The organism is Thiomicrorhabdus sp. 6S3-12, from assembly GCF_017571475.1.
Taxonomy (GTDB): Bacteria; Pseudomonadota; Gammaproteobacteria; order Thiomicrospirales; family Thiomicrospiraceae; genus Thiomicrorhabdus.
In genome coordinates, this window is sequence record NZ_JAGETW010000004.1 from 101,616 (window position 1) to 114,534 (window position 12,919).

The following is a 12,919-nucleotide window of genomic DNA, read 5'->3' on the forward strand; positions in this document are numbered from 1 at the left end:
CCATGCAGTTTTATTGCCGGTTAGTATCCATCAACAAATACACACTGCAGGATAGAAACTTAATGAATAACGCGACACCGATAATCAGGTTATTTTTTGCCAAGATGAAGCCCGAATTTTTTCAGTTATCCGAGGATGAGCAAAAACAGTTCATGGCTCGAGACAGGGCAAACCTTGACGCTCTGGGAATGAAAGCTGTTTCAATGATCGACTGCACTGCACATGACCCACAATGGGACTACATTGGTGTAGAAAGCTGGCCATCATTGCAAGCGGTCGAGGAACGGGAAAAATTCGAGAATGAAGAACTGCAGATTTCTCGCTATGTCGACTATAAAGTTCATTTGGGCGTTGAGCAATCCTTTGATGATTATGGTCAAAGCCAATAAACAACGACCTCTACCCTCTAAAACGTTGTAAACAAGAGAACTCTATGTCATTTGTAACAGGACAAGTAAAAACGGTTTTGCGGCTTGAAGGCTTATCGATTATGTTGCTCTCGGCACTGGTTTTCCATCAGTACAGCGCAGACTGGATACTGTTTGCCTGGCTGTTTCTAGTGCCGGATCTAGCGTTTTTAGGCTATATATTCAATTCCAAATTCGGAGCAATCTTATACAACACAACCCACTCGATGATTGGACCGGCCCTGTTACTGGCCTTAGGACTGCTTAGCGATACCGATTTAGCCATTTCCGTGGCCCTTGTCTGGTTTGCGCACATCGGTTTTGACCGCGCCTTAGGTTATGGTTTGAAATACGGCAGTGGTTTTACCGACACCCATTTGGGAAAAATCGGTTCCGAAAGAAATACCTGATCAACAGGCGCAACCCCCTTTTGTAAAAAGCGTTGATGCCCTTCTATCCAGTTCAATGTCGAAATGTCCAAGACGCAAACGCAAGGGTAAAGAGCGCAATCAGCATCATCGGGCAGATTTGCGGTCATACCGCCAACATACAAAACCAGCTTGCCGATCAACTGGCTCGTGAAACCATTGTAAATGCGCATTCAGCCTAACTAAAGAACCCATTAAGTACTGGATTTAATCCACTTAAAAAACTATTATGGATGCAGTTTACAGATTTACGGCAATGCTATTTAGGTCAAATAAAATCGCACCTAAATCCCATAACCCGTTAAAAAACAAAGAATTTTCAAAGTAAACACATCCTAAATACTGATATAAAACGGCAGTTTTATTACTGCTTCAAATACACTTCTTACAAGTATTAGGATGTCTAATAATAGTTATGCACAATCAAAGGAAACTGAACTATGGCAAGTAAGAAAACTATCTTTGTTGCTTTTGCAATCGAAGACGAAAAAATTCGGAACATGATTAAGGGGCAATCCTTAAATACGGATTCTCCTTTCGAGTACATAGATATGTCTGTTAAAGAGGCATACGACGAAGAATGGAAGAAAAAAGTTCGAACTCGGATACTCCGGTCTGATGGTGTTTTAGCAATAGTTAGCGAAAATTCATTAAAATCAAGTGGACAGAAGTGGGAAATTAAGTGCGCGAAAGACGAGAAAGTAAAAGTTCGCGGAATTTGGGCATACAAAGGTGATCGTACCAATATCGAAGGTTTGAATACGATGGTTTGGACGTGGGACAACATTGCTAACTGGATTGATAGCCTCTAATGCGAAAAGCTCTTATTGTTGGAATCGACTATTATACAAACGTCAGCCCCCTTTTTGGCTGTGTTAACGATTCATTTTCGGTCAAAGCTATGTTGGACCGTCATGCAGACGGTTCCGTAAATTTCGGAGTGAAGCACCTCGTATCGACTGGTCCCAACGATACATGTGACCGCGAAGAGCTGCGTAGTGCAATCCAAGAATTGTTTTCCGGCGATGGCGAAGTTGCTGTTTTGTATTTTGCTGGCCATGGACATATCGAGGCTACCGGTGGTTACCTTTGTTCTTCCGATATTAAAACAGGAAATGATGGTGTTCCGTTAGCAGAGATAATGGTTATGGCTAACCAGTCTAGAATACAGAACAGGGTAATAGTTCTAGACAGTTGTCATAGTGGTGTTGCAGGGGGAAGTGCTTTACAGCAAAAAGTCGCAGAGATAAGTGACGGTGTAACAATTTTAACCGCCTCAACAGCGGAGCAATATGCAACAGAAGAAAACGGTGCAGGTGTTTTTACTAGCCTTTTAGTTGATGCTTTAGGAGGGGCTGCCGGAAACCTTGTCGGCGATGTAACTCCTGGTGGTGTTTACGCACATGTAGATCAGTCGCTTGGCCCTTGGGCTCAACGGCCGGTATTCAAAACTAATGTAAACCGTTTTGTATCTCTACGAAAAGTCCAACCTCCATTGGCAATTACTGAACTCCGTCGTATTTCTGAATTTTTCCCTTCTTCGGGCTTCCAGTTTCAGCTTGATCCAACATATGAACCTGAACGCCACGAATCATGGGAAAAAGATCCTCAAGGTATTCCACCTCCTGATCCAGAACACAATGCAATTTTTGAGATATTACAAAAGTACAATCGTGTTGGCTTAGTCGTTCCAGAAGGTGCACCACATATGTGGCACGCAGCCATGGAGAGTAAGTCCGTTCGTCTAACAGTTCTTGGGGAACACTACCGCAGCTTGGCTCATAAAGGACTAATATAGTTTTTTTCGTGTGTTTCTGCAAAAAAATGCATAACAAAGCGCTGCTGCTGGACAAATTTTCCGCTGCGCTCCAAATTTGCCGCAGAGCGCGGCGTTAGCCAAATAGGATCATTGATGCCACAACCCGTAATGAAATTAAAAATAGCCCCGGTAAAGAGCGCAGTTCGTGACCTTCGCAGCAATATGCGTTGGATTATCGTCATCGCTACTGTTTGGGTGCTTTATACACTTGCCAGTTCTGCTGTAATCCGTATATGGGAGGATTGGGGGTATTGGCACTCGTGCTATTTCACTCTGATCAATATGACTACCGTTGGCTTCGGTGATGTCGTTCCTATAACGCAGCAAGGAAAGGTAGTGGCGGGGGTGAATTCCGTCGTTGGCTTGACGCTTTTTGGTGTCTTCGTAGCATCGATAACGATGGCGCTTCAGCCATCTTCGTTCGATGGCACAGCAGAGTTGAAAGATGTTGCAGTGCCTGGAAGCAAGAGTGTTGAAGATGATGGGACAAATGAAGAGAAAGTAGGTCGCTTTCTTGAGGCTGTGAACGGACTTGTTTCACTTAGTGACGAGGCGGGTGATGGTCGTCACCGGGACTATCCGAAGATCGTTGACATTCTTGTTGATGTGGATGGTGATACCGATAGAAGCAAGTACATACATCTACACGTCAGGATCAGAAATGGCTAACAAAGCCATTAAATTCGCTCCCTGCGGTCGCCGGACGCTCGTTCCTCGCGCCGTTTATGGCGGGCGTTATAACGCTCAAGGTAGATCGTGACAGGCAAGAGAATTACAAACAACCATAGCTTTGATTGTGAAGTTTTAGCTAATAATACAGTTGAATATTTCTCGGCTTTTTATACGGATGAGAGTAGAAACGACGTTTTAATGCTCGTTTTAAAGCTTAAGGAAATCGCACTCTATCAGCGCTTCTTTCTTGATGCGGCACTTGGCTTTTGGGAAGAATGGGACGAGGAAGACACCTTCTACGATTTAGAGGATTTAGAGCATGTCGATCTTGCAAATGAGCTAAATCTTCTAGGAAAGAAAGTGTTGTCAATTACTTGTAAAGGCTCCTTTGAAGAATTCTCCTCAATAGAATTTGTATTCGAGGGAGTGAATTTATTATTAAAATTCAGTGATCATAATGACATTGAGTCAGATATTGTGCTGGAAAGGTTATAACAAGCGCCTGCAATTTGCCCTCCTGCAGTTGAGGCGGACGCTAGGCATTACGGTGTCTGAATAACCATGCGGCAGAGGAAAGCGTAAACAGTGCTATCAGCATCATCGGCCAGATTTGCGGCCAAAGGGTTTCCAGGCTTAGATCCTGCAGGAAAACGCCACGCACCACGACCAGAAAATAGCGCAGTGGATCGACATAGGTCAGCCACTGGATGACATCAGGCATATTGTCGATCGGCGTTGCAAAGCCGGATAGAATCACCGCCGGCACCATAAACATAAAGGCCCCCAGTAGCGCTTGCTGCTGCGTAGTGGAGAGCGCCGAAATCATCAGCCCTACTCCAATCGCGGACAAAAGAAAGAAGATCAACGCGAATTGCAGCAGGAAGTATTCTCCGCGAAAAGGCACGTCAAACCAGAACACCGCTATCAGAATAATAATATTACTTTCCAGCAGGCCGATCATCAGCCCCGGCAGGGATTTTCCGATCAGAATTTCCAACGGCACAGCCGGTGTGACCAGAAGTTGATCAAAAGTCCCCTCTTCGCGCTCACGCGCTACCGACAAAGCGGTGACGAGCAGCGAAACAACCAGCACAATCAAAGCGACGATTCCGGGTACAAAAAACCAGTTACTTTTCAGGTTTTCATTAAACCAGTTACGTTGAACCAAACTAACCGGCGCCTGATTCAACTGGTGGGCTTGAGCCCATTGCTCGTTAAAAGTCTTAATGACCTGCATGATATCGTTTTGCGCCAGCAAGGCGGTATTGGAATTGCGCCCATCGACAATGACTTGCAACTGGGTTGTCCCGGTCTCTTGCAAGCGGGATGAAAAGTCGCTGGGAAAATTCAATATTATCAACGCCTTTTTATTATCAATCAAAGGCGCAACCTCTCTTTGATGGTGCAACTGTGCGACGATTTCAAAGGTGTCGGAACCGGCCAGATGGCCGATAATCTCCTGCGAAATAATTCCCTGATCCTGATTAAAGATTGCCACCGGCGCTTGCTTAAGATCAAAGGTGGCGGCATAACCGAAAACAAACAGCTGAATTATTGGCGGCCCGATAACCACAAAACGTGCGCGTTTATCTTGCAGCAAAACACGAAACTCTTTGATTGTCAGCGCCCAGATACGCGCCCAGGATAACCAAGCCATTAATCCAGCCTCTTATGCGATTTTTTCAGAACAATCAGGGTAAGAATGATGCCCATGACGAACAATGCCAGCAGGTTCGGTACCAGCACCCAGAGTATATCCCCGGCCAGAAATTCGGTTTGCAGCAAGGCAACAAAATAGCGCGCCGGAACGATATGCGTTACCGCCTGAATAAACAGTGGCGTACTGCCGATATCAAAAATAAAACCGGATAGCAGAAACGCCGGCAAAAAGGTGACGATAATCGCGATCTGTCCGGCGACAAACTGCGTTTTGCCGACGGTGGAAATCAAGATACCCATCGACAAAGCCACCCACAGAAAGAGTGCCGAGCTGAGAAAAAGAAGCCACAGCGAGCCGCGCAGCGGTACATCAAACAGAAAGAGCGCCATAACCAGACTTAACAGCATGCCGCCCATTCCTAAAATAAAGTACGGAATAACCTTGCTCAACAGCAGTTCCTGAATGGAAATCGGCGTTACCAGCAACGCTTCCATCGTTCCCCTCTCCCATTCGCGGGCCACCACCAGAGAAGTCAGCAAAGCCCCGATCAGCGTCATAATGATGGCAATCAATCCCGGAACCAGAAAGTAGCGGCTATTGACCTGCGCATTAAACCAGATACGGTTAACCGTCTCGACCGGCTGCAGCACCCGAATACCCCGTTCTGCGCCGTAGGCGATCAGCCAGGTCTGCCAGGTGCCCTGCACATAACCGTTAATCAAATTGGCGGTATTGGAGTCCACTCCGTTGACGAGCAGCTGAACCGGTGCCGTACCGGGTTGATGAAAATCGGCGGCGAAATTGCTTTGCAAAATCAGCAGAGCCTTGATTTTTCCGGTTTGCATGGCCTGCTTACCCTGAGCCAAGTTCTCGAAAGTCTGAGGTGTAAAGTAATCGTTTTGATGAAAATGGCTGACGAAATCCTGAGATTCGGCCGAAGGCTGCTGTTGGACAATTCCGATCTTGATATGTTTGGCATCCAGGTTAACGCCGTAACCGAAAATCAACAATAGAATAACCGGCAGTATAAAAGCGATGCTGATACTGCTTGGATCGCGAATAATCTGCAGAAACTCTTTATGGATCAACCCGCGTATGCGCATCCATTTTAAAGACATTCCGCTCATGGCTTCGTCTCCGCGGCCTTATCCGCTTCGATAATACGGATAAACGCTTCTTCCATAACGCTGTGCCCGGCTTCCTGTTTAATTTCTGCCGGCGTGCCGAGCGCCATAATCCGACCGTTGGCCATAATCGCCATACGGTCGCAATATTCGGCCTCTTCCATAAAGTGCGTGGTTACCATAATGGTCACTCCCGCTTCGGCCAGCGCATTGATTTTATTCCAGAAATCCCGTCTTCCCATAGGATCGACGCCGGAAGTCGGTTCATCCAGAAACAGGATATCCGGCTCATGCATTAACGCGCAGGCCATCGCCAAACGCTGCTTAAAGCCGAGCGGAAGATCCCGGCTCGGCTGCTTAAGAAGATGCTGCAGTTCAAAAGTCTCAATCGCCCATTCCATGCGCTGTTGACGCTTTTTTCCTTTCAATCCGTAAACCTTGCTGTAAAAAGCGAGGTTTTGTGCCACCGACATAACGCCGTACAGAGAAAATTTCTGCGACATATACCCCAATTTAGCACGCGCCTGAGCTCGAGCATGACGCAGATTAAGCCCGGCGACCTGCAAGTGTCCTTCCGTGGCTGGAAGCAGTCCGCACAGCATGCGGAAAGTGGTGGTTTTTCCGGCGCCGTTGGCACCGAGCAAACCGAAAATTTCACCGCGCTGAACCTTGAAAGACAAATGATCCACGGCGACAAAGTCACCGAATCGACAGACCAGTTGATCAACTTCTATGGCGGGCCGATCATCAAATTCGCTCGCAATGATTTCCGGCGTATCAAGCGTTGGCGGATCGGATTGCGGCGCCGATTCAGTCTGCTGATTAAGCAGGTCGACAAAGGCATCTTCAAAGCGGGCTTCGACCGCTTCGATTTTCAGATCATGCAGCTTCGATTGACCGGCTACTGTGTTGTGATGCAAAAATTCATTCGGTGTTTGCAGTGCTTCTCGGGTCAGTATGCGAATATCATCGCCGAGAATCAGCGCATCCTGAACCCAAGGTTGCGCCGCCATTTGGTTTTTCAACTGGCGTTTGCCGCCTGGTGCGCGAGAAGAAACCAGAAAAGTTCGATTGTTCAATGGCCGGGTAAAATGCTGCGGCGGCCCCTGCGCCAGCAAACGCCCTTCATGCAAAAGCTTGATGTCATGACAGCGTTCCGCTTCGTCCAGATAGGCGGTGCTGAGCAGAACGCTCATGCCTTGTTCTTCAACCGCCTGATAGACGATCTGCCACAATTCACGGCGCGAAACCGGATCGACTCCGACGGTCGGTTCGTCCAGCAACAGCAAATCGGGGGATTTCAACAGCGTACAAGCCAGACCGAGCTTTTGTTTCATACCACCGGAAAGGTTGCCGGCCAGACGATTGCCGAAAGGCGCCAGTCCGCTCATTGCCAGCAGCTTCTCGAAACGCTCCGGTCGTTGTGCTTGCGCCAGCCCCTGCAGATCGGCATACAGGCGAAGATTCTCCAGCACTGTCAAATCCTGATACAGACCGAACTGTTGAGGCATATAACCGATAACCGACTGAATTCCCAGCGGCGCTTCGGCAACCTCCATCCCCAGAACATTAATGCTGCCTTTATCCAGTGTCAGCAGACCGGCAATCAGACGCATCAGCGTGGTTTTACCGGCCGCATCGGCACCGATCAGCCCGGTTACCTGTCCGGGCCGAATATCGAAGCTGACATCGGACAGCGCATCAATGACCCGCCCCGGCAAAGTGAACTGTTTGCTGACGCCCTTGATGATAAGCGGCGATGACGAGGTCATCACAGTCATGCGTTATTTGCTCCGTTCATTGCGGGAGCACTTGGCCCGAAGATTGAGACACATCGCAATCCGGTGCAGACTCAGGAAGCTTTTGCAGATCGATTGTGACCGTCGCCGGCATCCCCAGTCTTAATTCATGCGAAGGATCACAACTGTATATGCGGGCTTGATAAACCAGCTGGGTTCGAAGTTCTTCGGTTTGCACGCTTTTCGGCGTAAACTCGGCTACCGGAGAGATATAACCGACCCAGCCGCGATAGGTTTTACCGGGATAGCTGTCCGTTAAAATCTCGGCTGGCATGCCCAGTTTTATTTTTCCCAGATCATTTTCGGCGATATAAGCCCGAACCCACTTGGGGTTTTGCACGGCGAGCGTCATGACCACTTGCTGTGGCTGTGCCAGGTCACCGCGCTCCAGAACACGATCGCGGACTATGCCGCCTATCGGCGAGCGCAAAACGGTATCGTCGAAATCTTTTTGCGCCAGCGCTACCTGAGCCTGAGCCTGTGCGATCTGGGCACGTACCCGAACAAGATCTTCATCGCGCGCACCCAATTCGGCAACCTTCCAGGCGTCATAAGCAGCAATCTCCTGATGGTGCAAGGCTTTGGCTTTAGCTTTGGCATTGTCGACTGCGTCCTGAGAAGCCAATTTTTTCGGCAGCAATGATTTCAAACGCTCATAACTGCTTTGCGCCTGCTGCGCTTCCGTCCGGGTCGCGAGATAGGTATTTTTGGCTTGTGCAATCTCTTCGGCGCGATTGCCGGAGAGCAACTTATCGAGTTCGGCCTGTAAAGCGCTGACATTGGCTTTAGCCGAATCCAGTTTTGCCTGATAGCGGGTTGAATCGATAGCCGCCAGTTCCTGACCGGGCTTGACTTCGGATCCCTCGGTAACCAGCATTTCCCGAATTTGGCCGCTAACCTGAAAAGCCAGATTCACTTGACGCAAATCGACGTTGCCGTAAAGCGTAAGCTGGTTGGGCTGCGGTTCAACGGTTTTATGCAGGTAATGCCAGACAAAGTACGCGGAGACGACCAACAGGACAAGCCCCAATAGAAAACGTTTTTTCATTAAAACTCCGAAACGTCGATAGATCGTGTGTTGATGTGTATCGTTAAATTAACACAAAGCACTGAAACCCGGAAAGGTAAAAGGGACGCTCTTTGTTAATGGAGTTAGCCGCAAATAATTCATCGTAACAAAGGAGCGAAAAGAGGCACGTAAAACGTTTCGCCATCAAAATGACCATCAAAACGAATTATCTACTAAAATATGCGCATTCTCATTTCAATAACTGAAGACCACTCTATGAGCGAGAAAAAGTGCATTATTTCCTGGGATCGTCTGCATCGCGATTGTCGCGAGCTGTCGCTACGAATTAACGAAATGGATCGCAAATGGGATGGCATTATTGCCATTACCCGCGGCGGAATGATTCCGGCGGCAATACTGGCTAGAGAACTCGGTATTCGCGTCGTGGACAGCATTTCAGTTAGAACTTACAGTCATCAGCAGATTGAAGAACCGGTTATCCTGAATGATGTTAATGCCACCGAAGACGGGGAAAATTTTCTGCTAATCGACGACCTGGTCGATACCGGTGTAACCGCCGAATTTGTCCGAAAACGTTTACCTAAAGCGTATTTCGCGACCGTGTATGCAAAACCCGAAGGCCGCCCTTTAGTCGATACCTTTATTACCGAAGTTCCGCAAGACACCTGGATCTATTTTCCTTGGGATTTGCACTTGGATTACGTTAAGCCAATCGCCAAAGAAGCCGACGAATAACGACAGACGCTTTCAATTCCGCCGTAAGGAATTCGCAATTTCCGGCGATATCGAATTTGAATGCTTGAATGTTATACTGCCTTGAATCCAAAACCATCAGATTTAGGGGGGGCGAATGGCTTTTTTTGAAAACTTTTTAAATCTGGCTCTGGAATCTGCACCGTGGCTGGTGCTCGGTCTGATTCTGGGCGGTTTGATTAAAAACCTGCTCCCGCTGGAATTTCTGCACAAGCACCTGAGCCAGAGTTCACTCTCTTCCGTCGGTAAAGCAACGCTTTTGGGCGCGCCTCTGCCACTGTGTTCCTGCGGTGTGGTTCCGGCTGCGGTCGGACTCCGTCAGGCCGGCGCGTCACGCCCGGCAACCGTCTCATTTCTGATTTCCACACCGGAAACCGGCGTCGATTCGCTGAGCGTTACCTATGCACTGCTCGGTCCGGTCATGCTGGTCGCGCGTTTTATCAGCGCCCTTTTTTCCGCGCTGTTTTCCGGCTGGCTGGTCTGGTGGTTTGAAAAGCGCCAGTGGATTGAAACTGATCCCGGCCATCCGCAAGAAAAAAGCGAATCAGGCGATTGCTCCAGTTCTTGTTGCAGCTCCGAGAGTGCCCATCAAACAACAAGTTCCTGCTGCAGTTCACAGAGTAACGCCGCAGAACAGAGTTGTTGCGGCAGCTCTTGCAGTAGTGAAAGCAAACAAGCAGAGGACACATCGATCTGGCGTAAAACCTGTAAAGGACTGAGTTATGCCTTCGGTTCGATGCTGGATGATATTATTTTCTGGCTGCTGCTCGGACTGGGGTTTGCCGCGCTGGTGCAGACGTTTGTTCCGACAGACTTTCTGGCACAATGGGGTAGCGGCCTTGCGGCGATGCTGATGATGCTGTTGATCGGTATTCCGATGTATGTCTGCGCCACCGCCTCGACACCGATTGCGGTTGGACTGATTCTGGCCGGAATCTCGCCCGGTGTCGCGCTGGTTTTCCTGCTGTCCGGTCCGGCGACCAATATCGGTACCCTCGGTATTATCGCCAAAATCCTCGGCAAAAAAACCATGCTGCTGTATCTATCCGGAACTGTCTCCGCAGCTTTAGCCGCAGGTATTATATTGGATCTTATACTGGTGCAAAGCGGGATGAATGTTGTGACCGCCAGCCATCTGGACGAGCACAGTATTTCGATTTGGATTCAGGCTACGGCGCTCTTTATTCTGACACTGGCGGCATTGAATAATCTCAAAAATAAATTCCGCATCGCAAAGCACTGATCAATCAGGGGCATTTATTACGTATAAGTGCCCTAAAAAGCCATTATTTTAAAAACTTATCCCATTCTTCCTAAACTTAACTGGACATTTCCTTCGCAAAGCTATAGATTAACCCTGTTGGAAAGAAGTCTTTTATTTACATCCTACATTTCGCTGTTTCAATTTAGTAACACCCGTCCTGCAGTTTTTAAGTACCAGTCTGATTTTCCAAGTTTAAGCTTTTAGAAGACATCAAGCCTAAAAGTAACAATTGATTTAAAATTCAGGAAAAACTGTCATGTCTAATGAAACAGTCAAAGGAACCGTTAAATGGTTCAACGAAACTAAAGGTTTCGGTTTTATCCAACAAGAAAACGGCCCAGATGTATTTGCACACTTCAGCGCAATTACCGGTTCAGGTTTCAAAACCCTAGCCGAAGGTCAGCAAGTTGAGTTCACTGTAACTCAAGGCCAGAAAGGCCCTCAAGCAGAGAATATCGTTGTACTGTAATCTTTGCAGATAGATCGAATACCTCGAAAAGGCAGGCGTTAAAACCTGCCTTTTTTATTGCCTGCCGTTTTTCATCCCCATCTTTCACTGCTCCATGCTCCGCCATCAAAAATCATAAATTAAGCTGATACAGGCATAATCCGATTCATGCCGTAAAAGTGTTGACGTTTTGATTCATACAGATAAACTAACAAACGTTAGTTAGATAACTGTAAATAATTAATGGAAGTAAATATGAATAGAATTTTGAACAAAGTATGGGGCTATTGGTTGATTACCGATCTTTTACTGATTCTTGAGGTAACGGTTTGGCAAGGTTACGGTTTGATGGCCGCAGCCGCATTGACGCTATTGCAGACTCTGCACTTTTTTACGGAAAATCCGAGAATTTCGGCGTTTCCGGTTCAGGTTCGTATCGCCTATCTGCTTTTATTGGTTATCGCTTTCTGGCCGCCGTTGTACTGGCTACTGTATCCGGTAATCCTCGGGACAACCGCAATGGTACTGTTTGATTACTGCTTCCTGGCGCGCTTTATGTCTCTCATGCCCTGGAATCATAATCAACGTTTCTCATGGTCGATGATCTATCAGACGTTTTTCAGCAAGCCTGTCGAAGGCTCTGTAATGAAGAATTGAGATTTGATCTTCCGACTGGAGATCAGAAAGAATCCGTAATCAACTAACAGCAAAATCAGTCTTATTGATTTGAATCTGACTCTTATGAGTTCCTTTTTCCGCCGCAAATGCCAACTTGCGGCGGCTTTTTATAAGCAGAAAAATTTCGGCAGTTTGCCAAATCTGTCCCGCTTTTTCCTGCACAATCCTCTCTTAAGGGCTAAAAAGCGTTGACAGCCAATCCGACAGCACTGATCAGCATAATCACTCCGGCAAAACGGTTCAGACTTCGCTCCAGAGCGTGACTCTGCAGCCAGCGCCTAGCCTGTGTCGCCAGTAAGGCGTAAAACGCCATTACCGCTGCTATCACACCGATAATGATCGAAGTTGCCAGAACCCCATCCTGCAAAGCAATCTGCTCGACGGAGAGAAACGTCTGTAAAAAACCGATATAAAACAGTATCACTTTCGGGTCGGCAAAGATGGTCATGAACCCACACGCAAAACGAGCGCCCGCTGCAGAGATTTCGGCTTCGGAAACTTTGTCGGCACGGGGTTTTCTCGACCAGTAGCGCCATCCGAGCCAGCACAAATAGAAAACACCGAAAAGTTGAATTCCTTTGAAGACGAATGGAAACGCTTCAAACACGGCGCTCATGCCGAACAGTGCCAACAATACAAACAGCAGATCGCCGCTGATGATCCCGAGAATAATCGGAACAGCGCTCCGGAAACCGGAGGCAAGTGATTGGGAAACCGTCAACAGAACACCCGGCCCGGGCGTGACGGCCAGAAAAAACATCGCAATCGCCAGAGCAACGGCACTGTATAAGGTCATAAATTTACCGTAAATTTAAACCGGGCAAACAACAACGGCCT

16 protein-coding genes are annotated in these 12,919 nt (G+C 47.8%); 10 read left to right on the forward strand and 6 right to left on the reverse strand.

What is annotated here, in order from left to right; genetic code table 11:
• The first annotated feature begins 62 nt into the window (after positions 1-62).
• The 6 genes from J3999_RS06020 to J3999_RS06045 all read left to right on the forward strand — a co-directional run bounded on the left by J3999_RS06020 (position 63) and on the right by J3999_RS06045 (position 3,821).
• Positions 63-389, forward strand: coding sequence for a hypothetical protein (locus tag J3999_RS06020; protein WP_208127014.1), 327 nt, complete (start codon positions 63-65; stop codon positions 387-389).
• A 44-nt stretch (positions 390-433) separates the two neighbouring features.
• The gene (locus J3999_RS06025) at positions 434-817 is read left to right on the forward strand and encodes a DUF4260 domain-containing protein (RefSeq protein ID WP_208127015.1); all 384 of its coding nucleotides are present in this window, start codon (positions 434-436) and stop codon (positions 815-817) included.
• A 458-nt stretch (positions 818-1,275) separates the two neighbouring features.
• Positions 1,276-1,647: a TIR domain-containing protein gene (locus J3999_RS06030; RefSeq protein WP_208127016.1), complete on the forward strand. Its 372-nt coding sequence runs from the start codon at positions 1,276-1,278 to the stop codon at positions 1,645-1,647.
• Entirely contained in the window at positions 1,647-2,633 is a 987-nt protein-coding gene (locus J3999_RS06035; protein WP_208127017.1) for a caspase family protein, read from the forward strand. Before J3999_RS06030 ends, J3999_RS06035 begins: the two co-directional genes overlap by 1 nt.
• 114 nt (positions 2,634-2,747) lie before the next feature.
• Entirely contained in the window at positions 2,748-3,323 is a 576-nt protein-coding gene (locus J3999_RS06040) for a potassium channel family protein (protein WP_208127018.1), read from the forward strand.
• Between the two features lie 87 nt (positions 3,324-3,410).
• Positions 3,411-3,821: a hypothetical protein gene (locus tag J3999_RS06045; protein WP_208127019.1), complete on the forward strand. Its 411-nt coding sequence runs from the start codon at positions 3,411-3,413 to the stop codon at positions 3,819-3,821.
• A 40-nt stretch (positions 3,822-3,861) separates the two neighbouring features.
• Here J3999_RS06045 and J3999_RS06050 read toward each other — a convergent pair whose 3' ends face one another.
• Genes J3999_RS06050 through J3999_RS06065 form a run of 4 tightly spaced genes read right to left on the reverse strand, consistent with a single transcriptional unit; the run spans position 3,862 to position 8,957 of the window.
• Positions 3,862-4,983, reverse strand: a complete 1,122-nt coding sequence (locus J3999_RS06050; RefSeq protein ID WP_208127020.1) for an ABC transporter permease — start codon at positions 4,981-4,983, stop codon at positions 3,862-3,864.
• On the reverse strand, positions 4,983-6,113 hold the full coding sequence (locus J3999_RS06055; RefSeq protein WP_208127021.1) for an ABC transporter permease: 1,131 nt from the start codon (positions 6,111-6,113) through the stop codon (positions 4,983-4,985). The genes J3999_RS06050 and J3999_RS06055 overlap by 1 nt, the downstream gene beginning before the upstream one ends.
• Complete coding sequence (locus J3999_RS06060; protein ID WP_208127022.1) at positions 6,110-7,891, reverse strand: ATP-binding cassette domain-containing protein; 1,782 nt, start codon at positions 7,889-7,891, stop codon at positions 6,110-6,112. Before J3999_RS06060 ends, J3999_RS06055 begins: the two co-directional genes overlap by 4 nt.
• Before the next feature lie 16 nt (positions 7,892-7,907).
• A complete protein-coding gene (locus J3999_RS06065) occupies positions 7,908-8,957 on the reverse strand; it encodes an efflux RND transporter periplasmic adaptor subunit (RefSeq protein ID WP_208127023.1) in 1,050 nt (349 codons plus the stop codon).
• A gap of 237 nt (positions 8,958-9,194) precedes the next feature.
• Here J3999_RS06065 and gpt point away from each other — a divergent pair, with 237 nt between their 5' ends.
• The 4 genes from gpt to J3999_RS06085 all read left to right on the forward strand — a co-directional run bounded on the left by gpt (position 9,195) and on the right by J3999_RS06085 (position 12,061).
• Positions 9,195-9,674 (forward strand): xanthine phosphoribosyltransferase, encoded by a 480-nt coding sequence (gene gpt / locus J3999_RS06070; RefSeq protein ID WP_208127024.1) that lies wholly within the window; start codon positions 9,195-9,197, stop codon positions 9,672-9,674.
• Positions 9,675-9,789: 115 nt separating this feature from the next.
• Positions 9,790-10,935, forward strand: coding sequence for an SO_0444 family Cu/Zn efflux transporter (locus J3999_RS06075; protein WP_208127025.1), 1,146 nt, complete (start codon positions 9,790-9,792; stop codon positions 10,933-10,935).
• A gap of 277 nt (positions 10,936-11,212) precedes the next feature.
• Positions 11,213-11,425: a cold-shock protein gene (locus J3999_RS06080; RefSeq protein ID WP_173284812.1), complete on the forward strand. Its 213-nt coding sequence runs from the start codon at positions 11,213-11,215 to the stop codon at positions 11,423-11,425.
• A gap of 234 nt (positions 11,426-11,659) precedes the next feature.
• Positions 11,660-12,061 carry a hypothetical protein gene (locus J3999_RS06085; protein WP_208127026.1) on the forward strand — a complete coding sequence of 134 codons (402 nt, stop codon included), beginning with the start codon at positions 11,660-11,662 and terminating at the stop codon, positions 12,059-12,061.
• Between the two features lie 39 nt (positions 12,062-12,100).
• Here J3999_RS06085 and J3999_RS06090 read toward each other — a convergent pair whose 3' ends face one another.
• Both J3999_RS06090 and J3999_RS06095 read right to left on the reverse strand, forming a co-directional pair.
• Entirely contained in the window at positions 12,101-12,244 is a 144-nt protein-coding gene (locus J3999_RS06090) for a hypothetical protein (protein WP_208127027.1), read from the reverse strand.
• Between the two features lie 16 nt (positions 12,245-12,260).
• Positions 12,261-12,878, reverse strand: coding sequence for a LysE family translocator (locus J3999_RS06095; RefSeq protein WP_208127028.1), 618 nt, complete (start codon positions 12,876-12,878; stop codon positions 12,261-12,263).
• Positions 12,879-12,919: the final 41 nt, after the last annotated feature.